The sequence below is a fragment of the Stutzerimonas sp. 21-1 genome (genome assembly GCF_056336065.1).
This window is the reverse complement of the sequence record NZ_CM150500.1, coordinates 1,361,475-1,386,729: the sequence shown is the minus strand read 5'-3', so window position 1 is coordinate 1,386,729 and position 25,255 is coordinate 1,361,475. Positions and strand designations below refer to the sequence as shown.

At 64.4% G+C, this 25,255-nt stretch carries 30 protein-coding genes; 4 read left to right on the top strand and 26 right to left on the bottom strand.

The annotated features are described in order from the left end of the window. Positions 1-127 precede the first annotated feature (127 nt). Together ydiJ and AC0ZJQ_RS06945 are read left to right on the top strand one after the other, a co-directional pair. Positions 128-3,172 carry a D-2-hydroxyglutarate dehydrogenase YdiJ gene (gene ydiJ, locus AC0ZJQ_RS06950; RefSeq protein ID WP_476477576.1) on the top strand — a complete coding sequence of 1,015 codons (3,045 nt, stop codon included), beginning with the start codon at positions 128-130 and terminating at the stop codon, positions 3,170-3,172. 424 nt (positions 3,173-3,596) lie between these two features. After that, positions 3,597-4,238: a hypothetical protein gene (locus AC0ZJQ_RS06945; protein WP_155552469.1), complete on the top strand. Its 642-nt coding sequence runs from the start codon at positions 3,597-3,599 to the stop codon at positions 4,236-4,238. 22 nt (positions 4,239-4,260) lie between these two features. On the opposite strand, the gene umuC is transcribed toward AC0ZJQ_RS06945, so the two are convergent. Together umuC and AC0ZJQ_RS06935 are read right to left on the bottom strand one after the other, a co-directional pair. Then, positions 4,261-5,517: a translesion error-prone DNA polymerase V subunit UmuC gene (gene umuC / locus AC0ZJQ_RS06940; protein WP_476477575.1), complete on the bottom strand. Its 1,257-nt coding sequence runs from the start codon at positions 5,515-5,517 to the stop codon at positions 4,261-4,263. Then, positions 5,505-5,930: a LexA family protein gene (locus AC0ZJQ_RS06935; protein WP_155552465.1), complete on the bottom strand. Its 426-nt coding sequence runs from the start codon at positions 5,928-5,930 to the stop codon at positions 5,505-5,507. Before AC0ZJQ_RS06935 ends, umuC begins: the two co-directional genes overlap by 13 nt. A gap of 100 nt (positions 5,931-6,030) precedes the next feature. Here AC0ZJQ_RS06935 and AC0ZJQ_RS06930 point away from each other — a divergent pair, with 100 nt between their 5' ends. Beyond that, positions 6,031-6,720, top strand: a complete 690-nt coding sequence (locus AC0ZJQ_RS06930) for an SOS response-associated peptidase family protein (protein WP_476477574.1) — start codon at positions 6,031-6,033, stop codon at positions 6,718-6,720. 659 nt (positions 6,721-7,379) lie between these two features. Here the strand turns inward: AC0ZJQ_RS06930 and AC0ZJQ_RS06925 are convergent. The 3 genes from AC0ZJQ_RS06925 to AC0ZJQ_RS06915 are packed head-to-tail and all read right to left on the bottom strand — an operon-like array spanning position 7,380 to position 8,863. Continuing rightward, positions 7,380-7,649, bottom strand: a complete 270-nt coding sequence (locus tag AC0ZJQ_RS06925) for a hypothetical protein (RefSeq protein ID WP_043296311.1) — start codon at positions 7,647-7,649, stop codon at positions 7,380-7,382. A 33-nt stretch (positions 7,650-7,682) separates the two neighbouring features. Then, entirely contained in the window at positions 7,683-8,234 is a 552-nt protein-coding gene (locus AC0ZJQ_RS06920; protein ID WP_476477573.1) for a lysis system i-spanin subunit Rz, read from the bottom strand. After that, the gene (locus AC0ZJQ_RS06915) at positions 8,231-8,863 is read right to left on the bottom strand and encodes a glycoside hydrolase family 19 protein (RefSeq protein WP_476477572.1); all 633 of its coding nucleotides are present in this window, start codon (positions 8,861-8,863) and stop codon (positions 8,231-8,233) included. The genes AC0ZJQ_RS06920 and AC0ZJQ_RS06915 overlap by 4 nt, the downstream gene beginning before the upstream one ends. 145 nt (positions 8,864-9,008) lie before the next feature. Between AC0ZJQ_RS06915 and AC0ZJQ_RS06910 the strand changes: the two genes are divergently transcribed. Then, positions 9,009-9,344 (top strand): hypothetical protein, encoded by a 336-nt coding sequence (locus AC0ZJQ_RS06910; protein ID WP_476477571.1) that lies wholly within the window; start codon positions 9,009-9,011, stop codon positions 9,342-9,344. Between the two features lie 228 nt (positions 9,345-9,572). Here the strand turns inward: AC0ZJQ_RS06910 and AC0ZJQ_RS06905 are convergent, their stop codons facing one another. From AC0ZJQ_RS06905 to AC0ZJQ_RS06805, 21 genes are all read right to left on the bottom strand, one after another. Then, the gene (locus AC0ZJQ_RS06905) at positions 9,573-9,899 is read right to left on the bottom strand and encodes a fibronectin type III domain-containing protein (protein WP_476477570.1); all 327 of its coding nucleotides are present in this window, start codon (positions 9,897-9,899) and stop codon (positions 9,573-9,575) included. After that, the gene (locus tag AC0ZJQ_RS06900) at positions 9,896-11,311 is read right to left on the bottom strand and encodes a hypothetical protein (RefSeq protein ID WP_476477569.1); all 1,416 of its coding nucleotides are present in this window, start codon (positions 11,309-11,311) and stop codon (positions 9,896-9,898) included. Before AC0ZJQ_RS06900 ends, AC0ZJQ_RS06905 begins: the two co-directional genes overlap by 4 nt. Beyond that, positions 11,311-11,829, bottom strand: coding sequence for a hypothetical protein (locus AC0ZJQ_RS06895; protein ID WP_043296306.1), 519 nt, complete (start codon positions 11,827-11,829; stop codon positions 11,311-11,313). Before AC0ZJQ_RS06895 ends, AC0ZJQ_RS06900 begins: the two co-directional genes overlap by 1 nt. Positions 11,830-11,831: 2 nt before the next feature. After that, entirely contained in the window at positions 11,832-12,323 is a 492-nt protein-coding gene (locus AC0ZJQ_RS06890; RefSeq protein WP_476477568.1) for a hypothetical protein, read from the bottom strand. Continuing rightward, positions 12,320-12,898 (bottom strand): hypothetical protein, encoded by a 579-nt coding sequence (locus tag AC0ZJQ_RS06885; RefSeq protein ID WP_476477567.1) that lies wholly within the window; start codon positions 12,896-12,898, stop codon positions 12,320-12,322. Before AC0ZJQ_RS06885 ends, AC0ZJQ_RS06890 begins: the two co-directional genes overlap by 4 nt. Before the next feature lie 22 nt (positions 12,899-12,920). Then, complete coding sequence (locus tag AC0ZJQ_RS06880) at positions 12,921-14,423, bottom strand: hypothetical protein (protein ID WP_476477566.1); 1,503 nt, start codon at positions 14,421-14,423, stop codon at positions 12,921-12,923. Then, positions 14,420-14,860 (bottom strand): hypothetical protein, encoded by a 441-nt coding sequence (locus tag AC0ZJQ_RS06875; protein ID WP_043296299.1) that lies wholly within the window; start codon positions 14,858-14,860, stop codon positions 14,420-14,422. The genes AC0ZJQ_RS06880 and AC0ZJQ_RS06875 overlap by 4 nt, the downstream gene beginning before the upstream one ends. A 3-nt stretch (positions 14,861-14,863) precedes the next feature. After that, positions 14,864-15,175 carry a hypothetical protein gene (locus tag AC0ZJQ_RS06870; protein WP_476477565.1) on the bottom strand — a complete coding sequence of 104 codons (312 nt, stop codon included), beginning with the start codon at positions 15,173-15,175 and terminating at the stop codon, positions 14,864-14,866. Positions 15,176-15,177: 2 nt separating this feature from the next. Beyond that, positions 15,178-15,546, bottom strand: coding sequence for a hypothetical protein (locus tag AC0ZJQ_RS06865; protein ID WP_167135622.1), 369 nt, complete (start codon positions 15,544-15,546; stop codon positions 15,178-15,180). Beyond that, on the bottom strand, positions 15,546-17,258 hold the full coding sequence (locus AC0ZJQ_RS06860; protein WP_476477564.1) for a hypothetical protein: 1,713 nt from the start codon (positions 17,256-17,258) through the stop codon (positions 15,546-15,548). The genes AC0ZJQ_RS06865 and AC0ZJQ_RS06860 overlap by 1 nt, the downstream gene beginning before the upstream one ends. Beyond that, positions 17,258-17,770, bottom strand: coding sequence for a hypothetical protein (locus tag AC0ZJQ_RS06855; protein ID WP_476477563.1), 513 nt, complete (start codon positions 17,768-17,770; stop codon positions 17,258-17,260). Before AC0ZJQ_RS06855 ends, AC0ZJQ_RS06860 begins: the two co-directional genes overlap by 1 nt. Positions 17,771-17,812: 42 nt before the next feature. After that, entirely contained in the window at positions 17,813-20,587 is a 2,775-nt protein-coding gene (locus tag AC0ZJQ_RS06850; RefSeq protein ID WP_476477562.1) for a tape measure protein, read from the bottom strand. A gap of 103 nt (positions 20,588-20,690) precedes the next feature. Next, positions 20,691-20,990: a hypothetical protein gene (locus AC0ZJQ_RS06845; protein ID WP_476477561.1), complete on the bottom strand. Its 300-nt coding sequence runs from the start codon at positions 20,988-20,990 to the stop codon at positions 20,691-20,693. A 55-nt stretch (positions 20,991-21,045) separates the two neighbouring features. Beyond that, the gene (locus tag AC0ZJQ_RS06840) at positions 21,046-21,576 is read right to left on the bottom strand and encodes a DUF4124 domain-containing protein (protein ID WP_476477560.1); all 531 of its coding nucleotides are present in this window, start codon (positions 21,574-21,576) and stop codon (positions 21,046-21,048) included. An 85-nt stretch (positions 21,577-21,661) separates the two neighbouring features. Further along, positions 21,662-22,402 carry a phage tail tube protein gene (locus AC0ZJQ_RS06835; RefSeq protein WP_476477559.1) on the bottom strand — a complete coding sequence of 247 codons (741 nt, stop codon included), beginning with the start codon at positions 22,400-22,402 and terminating at the stop codon, positions 21,662-21,664. Continuing rightward, positions 22,395-22,583, bottom strand: coding sequence for a DUF7210 family protein (locus AC0ZJQ_RS06830; protein ID WP_476477558.1), 189 nt, complete (start codon positions 22,581-22,583; stop codon positions 22,395-22,397). The genes AC0ZJQ_RS06835 and AC0ZJQ_RS06830 overlap by 8 nt, the downstream gene beginning before the upstream one ends. 4 nt (positions 22,584-22,587) lie before the next feature. Further along, entirely contained in the window at positions 22,588-23,052 is a 465-nt protein-coding gene (locus AC0ZJQ_RS06825) for a hypothetical protein (protein WP_476477557.1), read from the bottom strand. Next, on the bottom strand, positions 23,049-23,618 hold the full coding sequence (locus AC0ZJQ_RS06820; RefSeq protein WP_476477556.1) for a phage tail protein: 570 nt from the start codon (positions 23,616-23,618) through the stop codon (positions 23,049-23,051). The genes AC0ZJQ_RS06825 and AC0ZJQ_RS06820 overlap by 4 nt, the downstream gene beginning before the upstream one ends. Positions 23,619-23,620: 2 nt before the next feature. Further along, positions 23,621-23,956 (bottom strand): head-tail joining protein, encoded by a 336-nt coding sequence (locus tag AC0ZJQ_RS06815; protein WP_476477555.1) that lies wholly within the window; start codon positions 23,954-23,956, stop codon positions 23,621-23,623. 2 nt (positions 23,957-23,958) lie between these two features. Then, positions 23,959-24,165: a hypothetical protein gene (locus tag AC0ZJQ_RS06810; protein WP_476477554.1), complete on the bottom strand. Its 207-nt coding sequence runs from the start codon at positions 24,163-24,165 to the stop codon at positions 23,959-23,961. Between the two features lie 52 nt (positions 24,166-24,217). Next, on the bottom strand, positions 24,218-25,243 hold the full coding sequence (locus AC0ZJQ_RS06805) for a major capsid protein (RefSeq protein ID WP_476477553.1): 1,026 nt from the start codon (positions 25,241-25,243) through the stop codon (positions 24,218-24,220). Positions 25,244-25,255: the final 12 nt, after the last annotated feature.

Here is a 25,255-nt window from a genome sequence, read left to right as displayed (position 1 = left end):
CATGAAACTCATGGATCGATGACGGAAAATACCTTTGTAGCACGGCGCCCCGAGGGCGAGAATTCGGCGATCCGAAAATAGGACGCCGACCTCGCGTCGCGCGCCAGATGAGCGAGAACCGTCGACCATGATTGCCCGCCTCCCCACCAGCGCGCCCGCTGCGCCCTATATCGCCTTCCTCGACGCGCTGCGCGCGGCCGGTTTTCGCGGCGAGATCGCCCAAGACCACGCCAGCCGCACCGTGCTGGCGACCGACAATTCCATCTACCAGCGCTTTCCGCAATCGGCGGTGTTTCCGCTGGATGCACGCGACGTCGAGACGCTGGCCCGGTTGGTTGCCGAACCTGCGCATCGCAGCGTGCGCCTGTCGCCGCGCGGCGGCGGCACGGGCACCAACGGCCAGTCGCTGACCGACGGCGTGGTCGTCGACCTGTCGCGGCACATGAACCGCATTCTGGAGATCAACGTCGCCGAGCGCTGGGTGCGCGTGCAGAGCGGCGTGGTCAAGGACCAGCTGAATGCCGCGCTCAAGCCGCACGGGCTGTTCTTCGCCCCCGAACTGTCGACCTCCAACCGCGCGACCATCGGCGGCATGATCAATACCGACGCCAGCGGCCAGGGCAGCTGCACCTACGGCAAAACCCGCGACCACGTGCTCGAACTGGACAGCGTACTGCTCGGCGGCGAACGTCTGCACACGGCCGCCCTGGACGATGCGGCGCTGGCCGGGCAACTGGCGCGGCAGGATCGCATCGGCGAGGTCTACCGCTGCGCCGAGGGTATTCAGCGCGAGAAAGCCGCGCTGATCGAAGCGCGCTTTCCCAAGCTGAACCGCTGCCTGACCGGCTACGACCTGGCGCACCTGCGCGAGGCGGACGGCCGCTTCAACCTCAACAGCGTGCTGTGCGGCGCCGAGGGCTCGCTGGGTTTCATCGTCGAGGCCAAGCTCAACGTGCTGCCGATTCCCAGGCATTCGGTGCTGGTGAACATCCGCTACGCGGGCTTCATGGATGCGCTGCGCGACGCGCGCAGCCTGCTCGCACTCAAACCGCTGTCGATCGAGACAGTGGATTCCAAGGTGCTCATGCTGGCCATGCAGGACATCGTCTGGCACGGCGTCGCCGACTATTTCCCGCAGGACGCGCAACAGCCAACGCTGGGCATCAACCTGGTGGAATTCTCCGGCGATGACCCGGCCGAGCTGGACGCGCGGGTCGCCGCCTTCGTCGAACACCTGCAGCGCGACACTCAGGTGCAGCGCCTGGGCCATACGCTGGCGGTGGGCCAGGCGGCGGTCGGACGCATCTACGCAATGCGCAAGCGGGCGGTCGGCCTGCTGGGCAACGTGGAAGGCGAAGTGCGCCCGCAGCCCTTCGTCGAGGACACCGCCGTGCCGCCGGAGAACCTCGCCGAGTTCATCGCCGAATTCCGCGCCCTGCTCGACTCCCACGGCCTGGCCTACGGCATGTTCGGCCACGTCGATGCCGGCGTGCTGCACGTACGTCCGGCGCTGGACATGAAGGACCCGGCACAGGCGGCGATGGTGCGGCCGATCTCCGATGCAGTGGCCGAACTCACCCAGCGTCACGGCGGCCTGCTCTGGGGCGAGCACGGCAAGGGCGTGCGTTCGGAATACGCGCCGGCCTTCTTCGGCGAACTCTATCCCTCGCTGCAGGCGCTCAAGCGTGCGTTCGACCCGTTCAACCAGCTCAACCCCGGCAAGATCGCCACGCCACTGGAAAGCCCCGAGGCACTGCTGAAGATCGACGAGGTGCCGTTGCGCGGCGAGCTGGACCGGCAGATCGACGAGCGCGTCTGGCAAAGCTACGGCACGGCCATGCACTGCAACGGCAACGGCGCCTGCTACAACTTCGACCCGGACGACGCCATGTGCCCGTCCTGGAAGGCCACCCGCGAGCGCGTGCACTCGCCCAAGGGGCGCGCCTCGTTGCTGCGCGAGTGGCTGCGCCTGCAGCAACAGGCCGGCGTCGACGTACTCGCCCCGGCAGCGCGCGGCCCGCTGAACTTCCTGCGCGCGCTGCCCGAACGCTGGCGCAATTCGCGCAGTGCCGAGGCGGACTTCTCCCACCAGGTCTACGACGCCATGGCGGGCTGCCTGGCGTGCAAGTCGTGTGCAGGCCAGTGCCCGGTGAAGGTCAACGTCCCCGAGTTCCGCTCGCGCTTCCTCGAGCTGTACCACCAGCGCTACCTGCGCCCGCTGCGCGACTACCTGATTGGCTCGCTGGAATTCAGCCTGCCGCTGTTCGCGCGCGTCCCGCGCCTCTATAACGCCATCATGGCGGCGCCCTGGGTAGACAGGTTGCTGGCCGGGCGCATCGGCATGGTCTACAGCCCGCTGCTCAGCGATTTCGACTTCGATGAGGCCTGCCGGCGCTGGGATGTCGCAACGGCAACGCCACAGACCCTGGCTGCGCTCGACCCGGTGCAGCGCGAACGCAGCGTGATCCTGGTGCAGGACGCCTTCACCCGCTATTTCGAGACGCCGCTGCTGGCGGCCTTCATCGAACTGGCCAGCCGGATGGGCTTCAAGGTGTTTCTCGCGCCCTACTCGGCCAACGGCAAGCCGCTGCACGTGCAAGGCTTTCTCGGCGCCTTCGCCCGCGCGGCCCGACGCAACGCCCAGCGTTTGCAGGAGCTGGCGACCTTCGACATTCCGCTGGTCGGCCTCGACCCGGCGATGACCCTGGTCTATCGCCAGGAGTACGCCAAGATCCCCGGCCTGCAGTGCCCCGAGGTGCTGCTGGCGCAGGAATGGCTGGCGCGCGCGCTGCCCGAGCGTGCGGCCGTGGCGGACGCGGCGCCGCTGGCGAGCTACCGGCTGCTGGCGCACTGCACCGAGAAGACCAACGCTGCACCGAGCACGGCGCTGTGGAACCAGGTGTTCGAACGCGCCGGTCTGACCCTGGCGCCCCAGGCCACCGGCTGCTGCGGCATGTCCGGCACCTATGGCCACGAGGCGCGCAATCTGGCGACCTCGAAAGCGATCTTCGAGCAATCCTGGGCGCCGGCGCTGGCCGCGGACAGCCAGGCCGAGCCGCTGGCGACCGGCTACTCCTGCCGCAGCCAGACCTCGCGCCTGCACACCAACAAGTTGCGCCATCCGATCCAGGCGCTGCTCGACCATTACCGGGCCAGCACTCCGGCCGGCTGACGCGCCCTCGCGCCTCATGACGAAATCCGGCCAACGCCGGTTTCTTCATGAGGCACGAACAGCCCGCCGCTGATGACCCAATGAAGTTACCTGCTGTCTGCGGCTGCACCGCGCCCCTTCAGGGCTCCTGCGGCATGCCGCATAATTCACCGGAACCTGAAGGCAAGACGCCCCACCGATCTTGCCGAGAGATGCCAATCAGGACTGCCACTCAACAACGCCCTGCCGGTGCAAACACCCAGGATGCGTTAAAGGATGCATGAAGTGATTTCCCCCTCAACACCCGAAGCTGCGGAACCTTCCGTGTCTCGCCGCTTCTCCGTCGCACCGATGATGGACTGTACCCGCAATTCTAATAAAGCCTTGTAAAACAATTACATAAGACACCATGAATTTTTTGCGTAGCATTTTTGGAGCACCACCCATGAGCGAACTTTTCAGCGCCTTTCTCGGGGCTTTGGTCGGAGGTTTTTTCACCCTTTATGCCGCCCGCCATTCGTACAGACTGGAGGCGGAGCAGAACAATTTCACAGAAGCCACGCTACTCCGCGACACCGCCAAGTTGGTCACAGCCGAAATCACTACTGCGTTTGAAATTTACATGGCGGAATATGGCTCTGAACTCTTGAAGCACCCAGCAGGCGCTCCCTATGTCAGCATCCTGCCTATCGGCGCAAATCCGTTCCCCGTTTATGACTCCGCGCCGGCATGCCTAAGCAGGCTTGACCCGGATCTTGCTGCTTCGTTTGTTCGCCTTTACCTGCGCGCCAAGGGATTGATTCGCATGATTGAGCTCAACAACAGAGACGCTGAACGCGCCAGGGACTACGGCGAGGAAAAGCTGAGGCACTATGCTCGTGCCATATCCAACCCACCAACCGAAGCGGCCACTCAGCGGATGCAAGCGCTTTTTGACACCGAGGTGCGTACCAATGCGGAGATATTGGGCATGGGTTCTACCGCAGACGGCATGCGCGGCGTAACAGCAGAAATACAACAGCTACTGGCCAGCGTTCAGTCCCGAGTAGCGGCACTACCTGAACCGACAGCAAAACGCGCCAACTGATAGCGGTCAGCCCATCCTCCATTCAACGCACGACCATTAGTTCGTCCCACCGCGTCGTATACCGCTGGCTCAGCTTCTCGCGCTTCATCGACCACTCCGCAGTAGCCGGGACACGCCCTAGCCGCACTGTCCCCCTTCCCTCGCGCGCGTTGATCTGATCTACCACCGCCATCAGTCGATCGGCACCAGGCCGTGGGGCTGCGGCAAACAGGTCGCCAGTGAATTCGCCCCGCTGCCGCAGATCCATCAGCAGCACCTCCGCCTTGCTGTAGGCGTAGCCCTGCTTGTAGATGGCCTCAAGCCCACGCACGGCCGCCGCCGCGAGCACGCGGGTGTCATCGGTCGGGTACGGCAGTGGGCAGCTGATGGCGTTGGCGTAGCGCGGTTGGTTGGGGTTGTGCATGCCGGTGCGAATGGCCACCTGCAGCGCGCCGGCCAGGCTTTGCTGGGAACGCAATTTCTCGGCGGCCTTGGTGACGTAGGCGACAACCGCTTCGCGTATCGGGGCGACATCACGCAGGCGGCTGCCGAACATCTTCGATGAGCAAATCATCTGCCGCGGCGGCACCGCCTCCTCCAGCTCGAGGCAGGAGATCCCGCGCAGCTCGCGGGCGGTTTTCTCCAGCACCACGCTGAACTGTCGGCGCAGCGATGCGGCGTCGTACTGCGCCAGGTCCCAAGCTGTTTCGATACCCAGCGGTCGCAGCCTAGCGGTCAGCCGACGACCAACGCCCCACACTTCGGCTACCTCGGTCATCTGCAACAGCTTGTCCCGTCGCTCAGGGTCGCGAAGGTCGATCACCCCGCCGGACTTGCGCCAGGTCTTGGCCGCCCAGTTGGCGAGCTTGGCCAAGGTTTTCGTCGGCCCAATCCCCACCCCTACTGGAATACCGGTCCAGCGCAGCACTCGCTCACGCGCCTCGTGCCCCAGCGGCACCAGGTCGCCCGTCATCCCTGTCAGGTCGGCAAATGCCTCGTCGATGCTGTACACCTCGATTCGCGGAAACATCCCCTCCAGTGTCGCCATCACCCGGGCGCTCATCTGCCCGTAAAGCTCGTAGTTGCTGGAGAAGCACACCACGCCCCACTCACGCATCTGGTCACGCCACTGGAAATACGGCGCCCCCATCGGTATGCCCAGGCGCTTGGCCTCGCGCGTACGCGCGATGACGCACCCGTCGTTATTGCTCAGCACCACCACCGGCACGCTGTCGAGCCAGGGCCGGTAGACACGCTCGCACGAGCAATAGAACGAGTTGCAATCGATCAGCGCGAACATAGCTGGTGCAGATTGTGAGTGGCCACGCCCCATACGTGCAGGGACTCAGTAACGCGGAGCGCGCGGTAATCCGGGTTTTCTGGCTGTAGCCACACGCCCTCCGGCGTCACCTGCAACCGTTTGACCGTCATCCCACCATCGACATAGGCGACAACAACGTGGCCAGAGCGCGCCTCCAGCGCCCGATTCACCACCAGCACATCGCCGTCGTATATGCCGGCGCCGATCATGCTGGGGCCTTCTACTCTTACCAGGTACACGTGTGGCGTACGCAGGTCGACCAGCTCATCGATGGAGAGCGTGACCTCCTCATAATCCGCTGCCGGCGAAGGGAAACCGGCCGGCACGCGGCTGTCGACGTACTGAAGGAATGTTGACGATGGGCCGAGCTGGCCCAGGATGGTGGCGCGCATAGTACTGCTCTGCGATTACTGTATATGTGTACAGTAAACCGCGAGCACACCATGCGGTCAATGTAGAGAGACAGCCATCCGATAGCAGGCTGGAGGGGATATGTGCGGTCGTTTCACGCAGTACCGAACAGCGGTCGAGTATCTGGATGCGCTGCGCTACGACAAACCCATCGAAGGAGGCGTCGACCCGGAGCCTATCAACCGCTACAACGTCGCGCCGCGGTCTCGCGTAATGATTTTCTACGAGACGGACACGGGCCTGCGCATGGCCCGCCTGCAGTGGGGCTATCAGCCGTTCTGGGCCGTGGGTAAGCGCCCACCAGCGATCAATGCGCGGGTGGAGACGGCAGCGACCAGCCGGTTTTTCCGGGACATCTGGGCGACCGGCCGAACGCTGGTCGCTGCTGATGGCTGGTATGAATGGGTCAAGGACCCATCGGACCCGAAGAAAAAGCAGCCCTACTACATCCGCCGCAAGGACGGCGAACCACTGTGGTTCGCCGCATTGGCGCAGATGGACCGCGCCGGCATGACCGATCGCGACGGTGACGGCTTCGTGATCATCACCGCCGACAGCGACCAGGGCATGGTTGATATCCACGACCGGCGGCCGGTCGTACTCGAGGCAGAACGAGCGCGCGAATGGATCGAGCCAGATCTATCACTGGCGCGCGCCGAGGAGATTGTGCGCGACCTGGCGCTGCCGGTTGAGGCGTTTGAGTGGTTTGCGGTCGACCGCGCCGTAGGGAATGTTCGCAACGAAGGGCCGGAGCTGATCAGGCCTCAATAACACTCCGCTTGTTTTTCATGTGGCTCAGCGCCACCATCACGCTACAGATCAAACGAGGGACGGATGCAATGGACAACCGTCGAGTATGTCAGTGCTGTGGGCAGAGCATGAACCCAGTAACTGTGCGCTCAAAGGGAATCTATGCGGGCTGGAAGTATGGTGGGTGGCTAGGTGGCGGAGCGATTATTAGCACCCATTGCCCGCATTGCCACGCCGAGAACTGGGACGACCGTAACCGCCCAGTACAGCGATCCCCGAAACAAAAGACGCTGCTGCTTCTCGGTATTTTTCTCGTTATTGCAACTGTATGGGGATGCCTTGATTTGGCGGTCGACCTGGTGACTGACGCGCGTGCAAGCTCGTTCGACACTGTCGCTCAGTGGTGCCTGATCGGCATTGGTTTTTTGATGTACCGGCGGCATCGGATGGTCAAACGAGGTGGCCCATATTAAACGGGCGGTAGACCGGAGCCTTTATGTCGACAGTTACTGGATTTTCGAAGACGACTCCGCCATCACCCGGTCATAGACCTCCTCACAGGTGAGTCTGGCGCTGCGGGCGCAGTCAGCCTGTGCTGCCATTGCCCGACCTGCTGACTCCATCTCGACAAGCACGTCGGCGAACATAGCGCGAACGTATCCCCGCACCGCCGCCGAGCGCTACCGATCTGTATCGAACGCCACCACGCCCTCTCCGAGCGGTATCCACTCAGCCTCAGGTGCGCCCGGTTTACAGATTGCGATCTGCGCTTTGGCGCCGACCTTCGGCTCAGCTGGGGAAATGGCGGCGTGGCGATAAGGCGTGTAGTCCGGGGGACTCATGTAGGAGCTGGCGGACCGATGAAACTCGAAGATGCCGTGCTTGCCGGAGCTGCCAATCTGGCGATCGAGCGTATAGGTCAGGCCCCCGTCCATCCGCAAAAGCAGCATAAGTTCCCCCAAGCAAAGCGCCTCATGATACGCCTATTGGCTGCCCTGCCCGGCGTTAACAGCCCGAACGGCCCTCGCCCACTGCTGCAGGTAGGCCAGCTTCTCCTGGTCGCTGATCATTCCGGCTCGGATATCCCAAACAGCTGATCCAGCTGCTGCACTGAGTTCGACGCTGGCTGCATCGCCCACGCGGCCGGCGCTGGTGGCGGCGGACACGACAGCGTCGGCTCGGGCAATCTTGACGTCGATTCGCAGCCGGCGGCGCTCATCATCAGCAGAGCTATACAGGCGCTCAAGGCGATCGTTTTCGGTGAGTGCATGGTTCAGTTTCTCGGTTGATTGTTGGTCGGCGTCGGCCAGGCGCCGCTCAAGGTCCTGCCGATCGGTCTGCTGCTGGCGGATCACCGCAGCATTCGCCTCGGCGACCTGACGCAGAAACACCTGGTGCTCGACATTCTTCTCGGCCAGCCGCTTGCCGTAGGCGTTGTCCTGCCACTGCCACGCGGCACCGAACGACAGGGAGCACAGCACGAGGACGGCCACACCTGCAGCGGCCAGCTTGTACTGCTTGAGCGTGGCGATCATGCGAACACCTCCTGCCCCGCCCGCCATAGCGCAAGGCGCTGCGGCTGGCCGTGCGTGCCGCCGTTGATGCGGCGGGTGATATCGGTGAAGCGGCCGGCGTCGGCGAGTTCGTTGAGGCCGTTGCTGGCCCAGTACCACGCGGCGGACAACGCGGCCCATTCGGGCTGCTCGAGCCGCTCGGGTTTCGTCAGCAGATCCGCGCCGATGGCATCGCCGCAGGCGCAGTAGTTGTCGCGCCCGGTGAGCTGGATCAGCCCTCGCCCGCGGTACCGCCAGCCATCGCCGCTCGCCGTCGGCCCATTGCCCAGGCGACCGGCATAGACGTGGTTGGCGATGGCCTCTGGCCGGCGCGCCAGCCGCTGCGCCAGTGCGTTCGGCTGCCCATCGGCCGCGCGGAATCGCGCTGGCCAGGTGGCGGCAAGGCCGGCGGCACTGTAGTTGAGGTTCTCCACCAGCCGGCGCAGGTGACCGGACTCATGCCCGACCTGCGCCAGAAACGCCGCACGCCGTACCGGGCTGTCGATGCGGTAACGGCTCATGGCCTGGTTGAGCGCAGAAACAAAAACGCCCGCGACGGGGCGGGCGTTGGGGAGGATGCGCAGCAGCTGCTGCTCAGTCAGTGGTCGCATGGTTTCTCCAGGCGAAAAAAAGCCCGCATAAGCGGGCCCGGGAAAACCACATCCACGCGGAAGGAGCAGCGCGAGTAGTGGCGTAATGATGTCACTAAAGCGTGAACTCTGTCACTATTGGCGGCTGACATTTAACGGAGTGGTTATGGGTCAGCTGTACAACGAGCGCCGCAAGTCCCTGACACTACGAAACCATGTCCAGGCGCTGCTGGATGACGGAGCGGCGATAGCGGCGCGCGAGCCCCTGCAGCTGACCTACAAGGGCAAGACGCTGTGTGTCCGGCACGGCATTCTGTTGTGCGAGCCGGCGCCCGAGGCGCTGACGGACGCGCTTGAAGCGCTCGCCAGCGGCCAACGGGAACGACGGGCACAAGCGCTCGATGTCTGTTTGCAACAGTTGGATGCCGCGCTGGCACCCTACCCATGTTTGCGCGATTTACGACCTTCCCGCGCTGAGGGGCGCGCCGCCGTAATCGGGTGAGCAACCCGCGGCCTCGATCATCTGTGGCAGCTCGCGGCTGATGCGGTCATAGGCATGGTTGGCTCCCATGTAGGCGCCGATCAGGGCGCACCCCAGGCAAGCCGCCACTGCGCTCACAATCCGTTTGGCAGATCGTTTCATCGCAATTCCTTTTGCGATCAGGTTGAGCGTCGATCATGCCGCATACGCAACGGGCATCGCGTGCGCCAGCGCACAGCTGCGCCGGTATCAGGACGGCGCCACGCTGACCACGTTCGACGCCGGCCCCTCGCCGGAGCTGTTGAACGCCGTGACGTAGAAGTCGTTGGTGTTGCCCGCAGACATACCGTAGACCTTTGCCGAGAGCGAGGTTGTCTCCGCCTTCAGCGAGTACGCCCCGCCATTCGCGCGCATGTACACCCGGTAGCCGGTAGGCGTGCCGCCAGATGATGGGGCCAGCCACGAAAGTTCGTAGTAGAGCGCCGGGTCGTAGCCGCTGGCGACGTAGGTGAGGCTGCGCGGCGCCGCTGGCGAGTCGACCTTCAGAGTAAACCCCGACAACACACCGGGCATCATGCTGCCACCGTTTGGCCGATCACGTCCCATACGTCCGTGGCGACCTTCTTGAGCGTCACGGTCATTCGGGCGGTCATGCTGAGCGTCCCGCCCGATGGGGCGTTGAGGGTAACGCCGCTGGCGGCGGCCAGCGTGACGGTGCCGAGCGCTCGGATGGTGATTTCTGTCCCGATCTCGAACGCCACCGAGGCGTTGGCCGGAACGGTCAGGGTGATGGCACTCGTCGTGCCGGGGCGCACGTAGTTCCAGGCGTCCGTCAGCGCCAGCGTTCGGGTTGTTGCCGTGCCGATGACGGTGGACTTGTCCTGTTTGGCGGCAGGGTTGAAGTTGCCATCGTGCCAGAACTCCTTCCAAGCGGAGTCCGCGTCACCTTTTGACCTGAAGAACGCGCGCCCCAGGCGCATCGCCAGCTGCTGTTCAATGGTGCCGGTGACGCCGATAGACAGCCCGCCGCAGATGGTCGAGCCAAGCGGTCCATCGGTCCCAGCCCGTAGGAAGCGGGAGCCCTTCAGTACCTCGAAGCCTTCGCTCGCGGAAGCGGTTAGCAGGTTCGCTGCCCCAACGGCCAGCACGGCGCCGGTGGTGGTATCGGTTGCGCTGGTTTGCACATTCGCGTTCGCCGCTGTGCCCAGCAGGTTGAGCCTGGCTTGAATCTTCCCCAACGCCGACAACACGGTATCAGCCGCCGTGACTGCCGTAGACACAGCGAGACTCAGCCCCGTCAGCACCGTGTTGCGCACGCGGTGTTCGCTGAAATACAGGTTCGTCGAGCCTTCGGCCAGGGCGTCGGTCGTGCCCGGCGAGGGGTTGATTTCGGCGTAGACGGAGCCGGTCCAGCGGTACTGGCGCGTCGGGTTCGCGGCCGTACCCTGGTTGATGGCGATGTAGATTTTCCCGCCCTCGCCCGTGGCAGGAAATTGCGCCGTGGTGGCGAACTCCAGCACGTCGTCGACGTAGCTCGGCAACTGGCTGGGCGGAATCCGCGCGAACTCATCCAGCGTCGGGATGCCGCCCGAAACGCCGCGCTCGCTGGTGTTGATCTTCCCGTCGAGCGCCGTCTGCAAACCAGTCACGGTGCTGATTGCCTGCGTGCCGGTATGGGTGGAACGGTCACGCAGCTGGGCGGCGGTGGCGTTTGCCGTTGCACCAGCGGCGATACCGTCCAACTTGGTCTTCATCGCACTGGCCGACCACCAGGCAGCGACGGCCTGGAACACACGCTGCGCGGTCCATGCGCGGCGGGTCGTTGCGGTGCCCTGCTCTGCCTCTGCCTGGGTGACGGTCGTCGCCGTCCACTCGCGAGCGTCGGTGAGCCGCGGGTCGGTGTCATGCACGACGCCGGCCAGCGTGTCGCCAGTTGGCAGCTGTTTGCGTTGCCCGTTTACGAGCACGAGAGGTCGGCGGGCTGTCATCAGAGGGTTACCGGGTCGCTGTCATCGGTGACCAGTTCGGTGGCGGACTTCGCCGTGCCGACGTACTGGCTGATTTTGTTGGCATTGAGGGCGTCGGTTTCATCGAGCGGGGTGGCGGTTACGCCGCCGGCCGTGTCGAGGTAGTAGCGCGCGCCTGGGGTTAGGCCGGTCAGCGCGGAGTTGACGCCATCCATCGGGTAGACGGTCGCGGTCGCCGCGCTGGCGAAGGCCTCGGTCACGAAGCCGTCGGCTCGGCGGCCATTGCTGTTGTCCGCCAGGCGCACGGAGAAGGTGCCGGCGTTGTCGTGGAAGTTGACGAACTTGCCGGCGCCGATCGCTTCGGAGGCAACCGCCGACACGGTGTCGGCGCCGATACCCAGCGGCATCAGCGACAGGTCGAGTTTGCCGTCCGGGCCGGTGGCGACGATTTTGCCGGCGTCGGCCACGCCAGCAGAGGCGACCAGCGCCTCGACGAGTTTGCGCACGCCATTGGCGAGGGTCATGTAGCGAGAGGCCATGTTCAGTTCTCCAGATCGATGGGGTCTTGCAGATTGAGGGTGATGCGGGTGGCGGAAGTGGCGGCGCCGAGCAGCACGCAGTAGCCATCTGCGGGCGGCGCTTGGGTCAGGCTGCCGTTGGCGCCGAGGTAGATGCGGCCTGGCAGCCAATTCCAGCTGTTGTCATCCAGTACACCGGAGCGCTGCACGTTGACGGCGCCACCAGCCGGCGCGGCGGTGAGCGAGAGGCCGAGCAGCAGGTCGATGTGGGTGTCGTCGCGGTAGTCGAGCGCGCGGACAAGGCCATCCAGCTCGTACACCGCACGCAGGGCGCTGAGGGTTTCGCCGGCCGTGCGTTGCAGGGCGCTGCCACCGGTTGGCCCGGGTGGGCCGGGCGGCCCTTGCTCGCCGACCGTGACGACGCTCGTCTCTTCATCCGGCTCCAGCGCCACGGCGTACTCGACGCCGGCCTCGATGACCAGCACCTCCGGGTCTCCGCAGATGACGATGCTCATCGGGTGACCTCCGGGCCGACCGTGACGGCGCCCTGCAGGTAGCGCTGCACGGTGCCGTCCGGGAATTGCACCTCGAGGTCGTACACGCCATCGGTCCATGTCAGCGCGGCGGTTTGCGCGGCGCTGAGCGTGCGGGTGATGGTGCCCAGGCCGGTGATGGCGAGCGCACCGTTCTCGGTGGTCAGCTCCAGCAGCACGGCGCCGCCGAGTTGAGCGCGGATCTGCATGCGTGCCGTGGCGCCGGTGAGGTCCACGGGCGGCTTGTAGATCAGCTGCCCGCCGCTGGGCGATAGGCCGAAGGCGGACAGTGCGTTGATTTCCAGCGTGGCGGGGTCGATCACCTTCACGCGGTGCGGCTTCTCAGTGCGTGGCGAGCGGTTGATGCCCTGCATGCCGCTCACACCCTCGACCCAGGCCAGCCAGTCGCCCGGTAGGCCGTGGTCGACGGTGAGGTGCAGTGGCGAGCCGCCGAGCGAGGCGATGGGCCGGTATTCGTAGCGCGGCTGCATCAGCCGCAGGCTGTCGCGCAGGGTCGAACCCTGCTCGATGCGCAGATCGTGTTTCGCTGGCTGCATGGTTGCTCCGGGCGTGGAGACGTCAGACGAATCCGAGCAATTGGATGGTCGGGTGGTCGACGGAACGCTTGGTATCAAGCGTCATGGGGTTGAATATCGCGGTGGCGGTGACGTTTCTGTTTGCGGATGCAAGCGCACCGACCGGGCCAGAAGGCGTCAGGACGGTGGTCATGAACCGCTCCGTGCTCGTGAGCACGGTCAGCGCGCGAGCCTTCTGGCAGTTGGTCGTCAGGCTGACAACCATGCTGCCGCCGAATGCCGGGCTGTCCGGCGCTCGCTGTTTCGTAGTGTCCTGCGGAGCAGAGGCGTTGATTGAAGTGATGCGGGCGAAGTCGTCAACGATTTGCCAGCTGGTTTCGACTGACTCTTTGGTCGAGCTACCTATGCCGGTCACGGCCTCGTAGTCGTAGTAGTCGATGCTGCCCGGCCAGATCGGTGTCCCGAACTCTTCATCGTTCTCCACCGATGCGGTTCGCTTCATATCGTCCCGCCCCGTCAGCACCACGGAGGCGGCGCCAGCGTAGAGGCGTAGGGAATATTCGCGCGCGCGGGTGTAGTCGATACGCCAGATTTCGTGGTTGTACGTGGTGTCTTCGGGCTGCCATTTCTCGGCGTGAGAGCCAGCCGGGTCCGATGACTGCGTGACCTGGTGCGAGTGATCGCAGCGCACCAGCTGAGCGCCGCTCGCGGTAAGCCACCCGCCGACCACCATGCCGGTTCGCTCGAAGCCCTCTGCCATCGACCCAACATGCGGGTACGGGTACAGGCCGGCACCGGTCGAATACTCGGGCGGAATCGGCGTCAGCTCCAGGCCACCCGTTGCTGAGCTGAGCCTTGCTGAGCTGCGGTCAGAGGTGCGGTTGTAGGTGTATGTGCCGAGGCAATCCGGCGTGTTTGCCACCGCGGTGTAGCTGAGCGTCAAACTGCCGTCCGACTCCTCGCCGATCTGAACGATGATGACGCCAGTAATGAACACGTACCCACTGGCAAAGCCGACCGTGGCCATCAGCCGTTTGCGTCCGTCGTTCGACCGGTCGATTTGGTCCATCCGAATCATGGGGCTGATATTCGAGCCGTCGACCGGATTGACCAGCAGTCCAACCCCCGCCAGCAACGCCGCGCGATCAAACGCGGCTGTGGCGACCTCTACTCCGCCCTCGGTCAGTAGGAGTTCATTCGGCCGATCCAGCCCCCACGACACGCGCAGCCGCCTCGTAACCTCGCCAACCCGGGTTTCCAGTGCGGTTACATCAAGCAGGCAACGCCCAAGCGATTCCGCGCCGGCGTCAAACAGGCACTGTGAGGGCGGTGGATCAGGATTCCCTATGTCCCACAGCGCGGGGTTTGCCGTGTACGGCTGGAATTCGTAGTAGTTGGGCGGCGTGGGCGGCAACGGTAGCGCCGGCCGCCCCTGGCTCGGCTGCAGCATCCGCACGCCGCCGGCGAGGTAGACCAGCCCATGCCACGGGTAGGGGTCGAAGGCCTCGATCCACAGTGGCGAAGCCCAGTTCGATTCGCAACTCATAGGATTGGAGGCGCCTGCAGGTAGTTGAAGACCACTTCGTTTCCGTTTGCATCGACCATCGTGATGGTCTCGACCCGGCGAACCCGCCAGTAGCCACGCCCGTCGATGCTTTCGATGTATTCAGGTGTCGCGGCGTAGGTTCGCTCCGTTTCCTGAAGCGGCCCGGCAATGCCGGCCGTTCCACCCGCCGCCGCTTGCGGCTTATACACCCCGCGCCCGCGTGAGGCCGGCAGCGACCCGACGGGTTCGATCGGGCGTAGCGTGCGGCGCTGCGCCGGTGGCTTGGTGAGGCGGTTGATATCGTCCGCGACGGCGCGGCCGGTGCGCTGCTCGATGATGGAGTTGCCGGTGGCGTTGCGCTGAGCCTCGCCGGTGGCGGCACGGCTGCGGCGCATGCCCTCGGCGATGGCGCGGCGCTGCTCCTGTAGGCTGGCCATGCCTTACACCCCTGCGAGGGCCAGTTCAAGCCACGCCCAGGTTTCGCCACCGGGGTTGTGCGTCACCCATACGCGGTACGGCCCGCCCGTGGTTGAGGTGCAGATGGCGCCGCGCTCCGGTACCGGCTCTGGCGGCGTGGTCGTGGTGGTCAGGTAGAGCATCGAGTTCGCCGCATCGGCCAGCTGCATCCAGTCGGAGGCGAGGCCGCTCAGCCCCATGATGTACTGGTTGCCGGCGTCGTCGGTGCAATGCGAACCGGGCGCGGCATCCATGCTGGGTACGCCGACCGAGGTGTAGGTGTGCTGCACTGCCATGATCAAATCTCCGTCGTGAGGTAGTTGCTGTCGGCGTCGACCAGGGGCTCGCCGTTGCCATCGGTAAGCGCCTCGGCCGGCACGGCGCCGCCCTCCAGGGCCTCAATACGCGCCAGCAAGTCGTTGAGCTGGCCGGCTGTGACGTCGCAGTAGATGACGCTGCCGCCCGGCCATGCCTGGTCCTGCGTGCCTTCCAGGGCGCGCGTGAGGGTGGCGCTGCCGGCGACCACATCGGCATCGACGATTTCCCAGCGGGTGCGCGCCGCGTCACTCAGCGTGAGGCGGAAAGAGCCATTCGGCAGAGCCAGCGCGGCGGTTGTGGCGCCCTGCGCCAGCTCGATCGGTTCGCGGTAATTGTTGATCCAGGCCATCACAGCTCCAGCAGATCGTTAGGGACGCCGACGCGGTACAGCACGGCGGCATCCAGTTGGCGTTCGTCGCGGTCGGCGGCCGGGATCTCGTCGGCAATCGAATCGATGCGCCGCGGGAATGTCTCGGTGCCTGACGTGGTCGAGGAGTAGTTGCCGGCAAAGCCGTCGAGCGTGTCGTCATAGGGTGGCGACGTGAGCCGGCCGCCGAGCTGCGTCGGCAGGATGTTGGCCGGCGCGCTGCCGGTACCGCCGCCGCCTCCCGCACCGGCGCCGAGCCGGCTCGGCAATGTCAGAGGGTCGCTCACGCCGCCGCCGCGCATGACGGCGATGCTGATGGCGGTGACAGGGTCACCACCGCCGAGGTCGAACGTGTCGACGATGCGCCGGCACTTTCCAATCGCATGGGCGCCCTGGTCGTTGAGTTCCAGCGTATGTGTCAGGTCGATGCCCAGCGCGAGGCTGGTCGGCACCTGCCAGGTAAGGGTGGCCTCGCGGTGCGCGGCGATGATCTCGGTCTTGCCCATGTGCAGCGCCACGTTGAGCGCAGCATCGCGCCGGGCGTCGTCTTCGAGATCGCTGCTGCCGCTGTTGCCCCCGAGGATGGGTTCGTCCGTCCATTCCTGCGCGCGGTCGTCATCGACGTCGACGGTGTAGGACGCACGCTGGACGATGCGCGATGCCTCGGCCTCCCCCGCTGCCGTGGCGAGGGTGAGCGTGTATTTCTCGGTGACCACCTGCACCCAGCGCCGCGCGCCGATCCAGCTGACGCCCAGCAGCAGGTCATCGAAGGTGTTGCTCCAGGGGCTGCCGTCTCCGCAGGGGTCGGCCATCGTCAGCGGCAGCGAGTAGTAATCCGGGCTCAGTAGCGTCTCGCCGTTGTCGGACGCAGCCTCCGCGATCATGTCCTTGGTCGGCAGCTCGTGGCTGTTGGTGCGCCACTGGCAGAAGCCGCTCAGGCCAGTGAGGCCTTGCGTTTCCGGCGACTGCCACTGGTAGTTCTTGTTGCGCTGCCAGAGACGGTTGTAGCGGTAGCTGAACTCGATTTCGACGCGGTTCGTGGTGCGATCCAGATCGCCCTGCTGCAGCTTGACCGTCTGGTACAGCGTGGTGCCGGGGCCGAATACGAACGCCGGCGCGCCGGCATACCAGCTGGTGACGCGCAGTTCGCCGGTGGGCGAGCAGTCCAGGCTGGCCGGGCGCGTGCTCAGCCGTTCAAGCGCATAATCCCAGTGGCTGCGCCCCTCGACCGGCTCGAACACATCCGCCGACCAGTAGCCGCCGATCAGCGCATCGATGGCGGTAACCGTCATACCCTCGACGCGCTGTTGCAGCTGGTCCGAGCATTCGCAGCTCAGCAGGCGGGTGACCGGGTTCCAGTTGGCAATGCTGACCTGGCCGGTGAAGCGCCGCGCCTCGGTTGTCACACCCTGGCTCGTGGTGATGTAGTCGACGGTGACGCTGCGTCCCTTCCAGTCCGTTGGCACCACGGGCGTGCCCGGCGCGATGAACAGGTCGAAGCCTGCGATGCCCGCGGCGCCCTCCTCCCGATCGACGGTCACGGCGCCGGTGAGCTGGGACGTGAGGTTCACACCGCCTATCAGCACCCGCAGCGCCCAGACGAACGATTGGCCGCGCACCACATATTCCGGCTCAGCCGCACCGCCCGGCAGGCTATTGAGCGGCCCGGCGTTGAGGGGCGATCCGTTGAGCATCAGGTTTCTTCCCAGGTGATGGACCAGCTGTGGCTGGCGGTGCCGGAGGACTGCGTTTCCTGTGGCGCCTCGGCGAATACCGAGAACACCGGCATGTAGCAGGCCTGGTACAGCGTCGCGCCGGCCACGGGCGGCACGGTGACCACGCCATCCGCGAACGAGCACGGCACCCGTACCCAGTCCCGTCCGCCCATCAGCGCCTGGGCCCAGGGTTCCACGTCAGGCCGCGGCGTACCGAGCAGCGTGAAGGTCGGCCCCGTGCCGACGTGGCTCAGCGTCTTGGTGCTGCGCAGCTCCAGCGGCTGGGAGAAGTCCAGGCCGGCCAAGCCGGGGGGCATCCAGCCGTTGCCGGAAATCGTCCCCGCCGACTTTCGCCAGTGCTGCACCTTCACGCCGGCGCCGTCGCTCATGCGCATTACGGTGCTACCGCCGATGGGTCCGATGCTTTCATCGGGCGCACCGGCATGCAGCACGATCGGCACACCGCCGAGCATGATTCGAGGTGTGGACATTGAAGGCTCCAGAAACAAGAAGCCCCGCAGGTGCGGGGCGGGTTAGCGGTGGGTGCGGCCGAATTTCCGGGCCGCCTCGCGCAGCTCATTCACGCTGCCGCGCTCGACGTAAACGGTTTGCGTCTGCCCCCCGAAGTTGAAGTCAACCTGGCCGAGGTGCGGAAACTGCGGGCCCGACGAAGCCTCCAGCAGCGCAGCGCTCGGCGCCGGCACGGTCGGGACAAAGCGCGGTATCGGTACGACTGGCCCACCGTTGGCATAGCCGCGCAGGCGCAGCTGATCCAGCGTTGCGCGAAAACCATTGCGGCGGATGCGCTCAAGGAAGGCCAACGCTCCCGGCTCGCGCACCACCTCCTGCGGCTGCACGTGCTCGCCGGCATGCACGACGCCGGCAGGCTGGTACTTGCCGCCCGGGCCGGTCCAGCCGCCGCCGGAAAAGCCCTCGGGATTGTCTTGGCCCGTGGCTGCACTCACCTGGCCCGCGACTACAGTCGCGGGGATGATCAGTTGTTTGGCCAGGTCCGCGGAAAGCGCCTGCATACGCTGACGGATTGCCGCTTCGTTGCTCTCATCCCAGCCGACCTCGATCTGCATTGCCTTCAGAGCTTCGCCCTGTGCGACGAGATCGTGGATGCTCGCTTTTATGGCCTCAACCTTAGCTTCGGCATCGCTGCTTTCGAGGCGAGCGGCCTCGGTTGCAATGCGACCCAGCTCCTTGGCCATGCCCTCGAAGCCATAGGTGCTCTGGCCGGCGCTCTTCAACTCCTTGAGGATTTCACCACTGCGCCGTGCCTGGCGGATCGCCTCCTCTGCGTCGCCCCGCGCCTTCGCCTCCCGGGCCGCAATCAGGGCGTCCTGGGCATCTGCGAACGTGACTTCTCCAGTTCCGCCGCCGCGCAGCTCTGCAGTGAGGTCGCGAAACTCGCGCTCAATGTCCAGCTCGCTCTGCCGAGCTTTTTTCAGATTCGACTGGGCTTTTTCAAGCTCGACATACTGGGCAGCGATGCTCTGCCGAAGGTCCGAGAGCATCTCGTCCCGTACAGTTTTTGCGCGAGATTTGGCCGTCTGATCGGCGGCCTCACGGAGCCGGTTACGCTCCTGCTCCCGCTGCAGAAACTCCTCCGCTGTCGTTCCATATTCCTGCGCATAGCTTTTCGCAGCTGCGAGGTCGTCAATGCGTATGCCTTGCAAGGCTGCCGCAGAGCGCTCCTCTTCAACGAGCCGCCGGATATTGCGATCGCGCTCCTCGTTGTCCTTCAGGCTCATCTGCAGCTCGTAACGCTCACGCGCGCTGAGCGCCTTGCCAGTCGCATCCTCCGCGGTCGCGATGCTTTGCTTGATGGCATCGGTCAGGCCGAGCCACCCGAACAACTGCCCCTGTGGAGTCCACGAGAACAACTCCATCATCGATTTCGCAGCGCCTTCCGCGACATTGCCGCCGGCGATTTCCTGAATGGCATCGGCCATGTTGGAAAGGGAGGCTGCGGCAGCATCGGAAAATCCCGCAACGCTATCGATGCTTGCAATCAGGGCGTCGAGCGCATCGCGCATTTTCGTAGCGCCATCGCCGACCGTGACCCGCATCCCATCGACCTTGCCACCCAATGCGTCGAGCTGGCCGATCAGCGCTGGGATGACGCGTTGAGCGGTCAGTTCACCCGCCTCGGCCATGCGGATCATTTCCTGGCGGGTCACGCCAAGGCCGGTAGCCAGAGCAGTCGCCAGCTCGGGCGCGTTCTGCAGCACAGCGTTGAACGCATCGCCACGCAACACGCCGGTCTGCATGGCCTTGTTGAAGTTGTCGATGACCGCCGCGGCACGCTCACCCTTCACGGCACTGGCGACCAGTCCGAGGCCCAGGGCCTCTGTCATGTCCAGTACTTGCTCGGTCGAAAAGCCAAGCTCGCGCAGCGGCAGCACGGAGCCGATGTACAGTTCGGCATTACTGGCCATCTGCGTGTAGGTGCGCGAGCTGATCTCACGCAGGCGAGTCAGCGCGTACGCGTGCTCTTCCGCGGTGGCTGATGCGTTGCGCAGCCGATCATCCATCTCACCGACGCGATCGGTCGCGGCAACATAGCCACCAACCGCTTGCTTGAGCGAATAGGCAACTGCCGTCCAGCCTGCAGCGCGAGCCGCGATCGCTGCAATGCCACCTCCAGCCCCCACACCTTCGCTAGATTCCTGTGCGCGGATATCGGCAATAGATGCCCGCGTCGCCTTGAGCTGGGTCTGATACTGCGCTTCGGCCGCCGCCCGCTCTGTGGCAGACAGAACGCCCGAGCGGGTGAGCCTGTCATAGTCGCTGCGCAGCGCCACCAGATTGGCCCGCAACTCACGCAGGCGCGTTACACCCAGGCGGTCCTGTGCACCAGACAGGGCAGTGTCGGCGCGCCCCGCCGATAACTGCCTCGACAATTCAAGCTGCAGGCGGTGCTGTTCACCGGCGAGGTTGCGGGTATCTACGCCCGCGGCGCGAAGCTCAGCTCGCTGCTCGCGGACCTTGGTTTTCTGCCGATCGAACTCCAGTGTGGCTCGCGCGAGCGTTCGCTCCGCAGCGCTGAGATCACGCTCGAGCGATTTCACCGGCTGGCCGGCCGCCGACATCGCTTTACGTAGCTCGTCCACCCGCCGCCGAGCGGCGAAGAACTCAGTCGATGCCCTTTTGGCGGACTCCTGCGTCTGCTGCAACAGCTCGATCCGCTTGAGCGGCGCGGCCACAGCCTTGGCAGTCTCAGCGAACTCCTTTCGGAACCCGGCAATCTCCTTGGTGGCCTGATCCACATGGGCAACCAGCCGCAGTTCAACTTCGCTCATGCCTTGGGTTCCTTCAAAGACTGGAGAAACAACGACCAGGGATAGTCAACGACCCGGTAATGCCCCAACCTGACTAGGGCACAGATACAGCCCTCGAGCGCTGTCAGGCCTCGACCCGGCTCCGCTCCAGCCGAGCCAGCATCCCGAAAAAATCCGGGTTCACCTTCTTGCACTCCTGCACCAGGACGCGAAGCGAGGACGGCTTAAGCTGCTCAACGTCGGCACTGGTCAGGTTGGTAAAAAGGGGCAAATCGCTTAGGCGAACATCCTCGAACAACGCGGCGTCGAGCAGGTCGCCGTCGAGCGGCTTCAGCAGCTTGCGGACATCAGCTACGCAAAGCTCGCGCACGACTATTTCGCGGCCGTCGATGACGACCACGCTGTGGTGGACCAGATCGGACATGGATACTCCAGGCAATAAAAAACCCGCCGAGGCGGGTTTATGTGTTGGTTGAGGCCTAGTTTTTATGGCCGGACTGGTAGGTTGACCGGACGCATCCACCAGCATCGTAGGTGACACTGGTGACATCGACGTATTTGTCGTTCCAGTAGGTGGTGGTCCCAGCGCCGCGTGAACTTCCATCGCGATTCGCCTTGCCGTACATGTTCTCAACGTCCTTACGTGACATGCCCGGGACTATCTCGCCGCGGACCTTCGCCGTGCGCAGATCCCGCTCAGACAGGCCGGTATCGCAACCGCGTTGTGGTGCACTACCACCCACCACCGTAGCGCCCTTGCGCGGCGCCTGTTCTGGAAGCTGTGCGGTATAGGATGGCGTAGCTGGGGTCGCCATCTGCACCGGTGCGCTCGAACCACTAGGTGCGGCGTTATGGGCGCGGACGACATCTTCAAGGCCAGTGTTGCGGGGGCAATTGGCGTTCTTCGTAAACGTGACCTTCCCGGCCTCGTCGACGCATTTGAAGATGGTGGCAGCGCTGGCCTGCGAGGAAAGCAAAAGCGTCGCCAAGATGAAGCCGAAATTACGCATCAGGTTCCCTCCTTTTCGGACATGAGAACCATATCACGCAGTCAGCACCCAAGCCCACCACGCGGCTGGGCTTGGGCCTTGGCGATTAATCCACGTCCTTGATGACCATGTACTGGCTGATGCCGGTGCCGATCTTGGTCGGGTCCTTCTCGACCTTGGCGGTGAATTCCATGCCCTGGAACTCGTCGCCGATGAAACTCAGCGTGGCCGGCGAGTGGTTGACGCGGAACACCTCGATCACCACAGGCTTGCCAGAGCGAGCTTCGTTGAGGCCGACGAACACCTGCCGGAAACGCTTGCCGGATTTGACCAGCGCCTGGATCGTGGCGTGCTTGGCGTAGCTGTAGTTGACCTTAACTGGAGTGGCGGTGGCGATGGCCCCGCCTTCAGTGATGACCGGGAAGCCGGCCGGGTCCAGCGTGTAGTCCTCGTCCAGCAGATAGGTGGTCAGGCCATCGGCGCTGGTCACTTCCACATCCGTGGCGCCCGGGTTGCCGAGCAGAATCAACGCGCCGGGGTACGCGGTATGGGTTTCGCCGGTCACGGTGCCGGCAGCGACATCGGTGGCGGCGCCGTACAGCGCGCGAGCCATGTTGGCCTTTTTGAAGTGCCGAGCGTTGTAGGTGACGTTGAGCGCGCTGATGCGTTGCACCGAGGCGTCGAGGCCGCCGCCTGGGGTGGTGTAGTCCTGCTCTTCAATTTCTTGAGGGGTTGCCTCGTAAGTCAGAGAGTTGCAGTTGCCGATGAAGATCAGGCCCTGGGGGTCATCCAGATCCTCGAGGTACTGTTTGCCTACCCCGAGAAACGCGCCGCGCAAATCAGCCATGACTCACCTCCTCATGAATACCTCCGACAATGCCGCGCTTCTCGAGCCAGGCTTTCTCATTGGCAGTGACGTTGATCGTTGCGCCGGCCTTGTGCTGCTCGCCGCGGTGGGTGTGCGCTTTGTTCAGGACGACCTGAACCTCGGCGGCCTGTGGGACAGGCACCGTTGTTTTGCTACTCATGGAGTCAGTCTCCGTTGATGATGACGTGCAGTTGCACAGGGAATACGAGGGTGCCGGCGGCGAGGCCGTTACCCGGCGGGAACGGCCTCGATGCACCGAGGGTGACCTTGTAGGGGCCGGGCCGACCCCAGGGGTTGGGCATGTTCGGCGATGCCTGCAGGGCCACCGCTAGATCGAGGTAGAGCGCATCCAGCAGCCTCAGGTAATCATCGGGTGATGCACCATCGACAACCCCGACGATGCGGCGGCCGAGCGTTGCCTGCAGAGCGCCGGGCCCTTGCTCGGGCGCCGGATATTCGCCAGGCTGTACTGCGATAAAGGGGAACGCCACATCCGTGGCGATTAACAAGTCTTCGAGCCAGCCTTCCTTCACCCGATAACCTGCATCCGTCAGATAGCCGTTGCCTGGCGTAATGCGCTGTAACCGAGCGACCAATGCCTGATGCGCCTGTTCGAGAGGGTTGCTCATAGGTCCGCCCTGTTGAGTTGACGCTCGGTCTCAATATCGAGGTCCCGCTCAGCCTGCTCAGCCAGTTCGCCCAGCAGTGTGCCGAGCACCTGGGACGGCGATGGGCCGTGCAGTACTTCCAATGGCAGGCGAGGCTTGCTGATACGTTCGGCGATCAGCCCTCCCGCCGGCCCGATAGGCGCAATGAATGCGCCTTCGTTCAACTCGGTATGACCCTTGCCAACATTAACGCGCACGCCAGCTTTAACTCGCTTGCCGTTCTGGCCGCGCTTCCAGAGCTGGCGATGTGGAAACTGGCTCAGGGTTACACCGCGCTTGCGCGCAAAGATGATCACGCGCAACTCATCGACCGAGGCGGGGATGAAGTTCACTTCCTGCTGGATGTAGCTCGGCTTGAGGTTGATTTCATCGCGTATAGCGCGCCAGCTGCGGGTGTTGGTACGCCGACCCACGGTGTTGAGGGCCAGCTGGATCGCGCGCCGCAGCTTGGGTGGCATTTGATCCAGGCGACCGGCAAAACGGCTTGAACCCTTGAATTCCACCCTTACTGAATCGTATCCCGCCACCCTCACCTCCCCGGCAGTAGCGCCCAGCGCTCGACCAGCGCGTCGGAACCAAGCGGCTCTTCCAGAATGAATACGCCCTCGCTCAGCGTCAGGCGCCCGCCCCGTTTGGGGCATCGCACCTGGCTCAGGCGGATTTCAGCCAGGTATTGCACAACGCGGAACGTGCCGTCGGCGCCAGCGACCTCTACGTTGCGCCCGAGGATGACCTCCAGCGGCACCGGGCGGGCAAAGCCATCCGGCGCCGTGTAGGTTGGCCCGCAGTCGTTGCGATCTTCGCCGAACACGCGAAACAGGGTGTCGTCAGCGCGCTGCATGATTCGGTCGAACTGGGACGCCATGATCAGTCGCCAGCCTCGCCGTCACCGCCCTCTTCAGCCGCGCCATTGGCGCCCGGCACTTCTTCGATTGCGCCGCGCTCAAGCAGCTCCTTCACCAACCCAGCGGGGACGTCCTGCGGGGCGGGGCCGCTCTTGATCACCACGATCTTGCCGCCCTTCTTCTCAACGCCACGGATAGTGGTTTTGACGATGTACTGTTTGTCAGCCATTGCTCTGCTCTCCGGCGCGGCAGGCGGTGCCATACCGCGCGCTCAGGGGCCGTCAGGCCACGGTAATGAAGGTGAATTCGTCCGCGTCGAACAGTGCCGGAACAGGCGCGGCCTGGGTCTGGATCCACTCAACACTGGGGTTGTCGGTGAACCAGTTGGACGGATAACGAGTAGCCTCGGCGATGCCGTTGGCATTGGCCTTGGCGTCCTGAATGCCGCTGTAAGCCATCACGTTGTCGGCGCTCGCCGGTGCGATGAGCAGCCCGTATTCGGGCATGAAGTTGACCTTGTTGCCCTCATCATCGGTGTACTTCCCGGTGTAGACGATGATTTCGTATTCGCCGTAGAAGCCCTTGCGCATGACTTCCTTCTCCAGCTGGGGGCCAAGCTCCAGTTGTGAGGTGCTGCCGCGCCGGGTTTCCAGCTTGTCCTTCACTGCCTTGAAGCGGCTGAACAGGCGCCAGGTGCCCTTGCCCATCATGAGGACGCCGGCGGGACCAGTGGTCTCGGCAGCCCAGTCCTCGATGTCCTCGGACGGGTCGTAGGTTGCTGCGTCGACGGTGTCCCACTTGAGGGCGCCAGCCAGGATGACCTGGTTATCGGCACTGCGACCGTAATCGACCTCTACCGGGGGATGATCTGGCCCCTGCATGGTTACCTTGCCGTACAAAACGGCTTGCACAGCCATCCACTCCTCACGCGCGACGATGTTCTCCTCGTGCTCAACCAGCAGATCGGCGATGACTGCGTCGTGGCGCTGCGCAGCATCCATCTCACCATTCAGGGCCTCGCCCAAGCGGCGCTTGATGAGCCGCGTCGGACGCACCACGTCGGTTTCTTTGATGTATGCAGGCTTGAGCGTAGTGAGGAAACCGCCGCGTTCACGACGGGGGCGGCCAGAGACCAGCGGGGAGACGAAAGGCGCCAGGCGACGGTCTTTCTTGATTTTGTCGAAGGCGACTTCTTCCGTTGGGAAGGTTGCCACAGTGGGGAAGAACATCTGCAGGAACAGCGGGGTGAACTTGGGAAGGATTTCCTTCACGCCCAGCAGGGTGGTTGTATCGTAGCCAGCGGCCATTGTTCAGTCCTC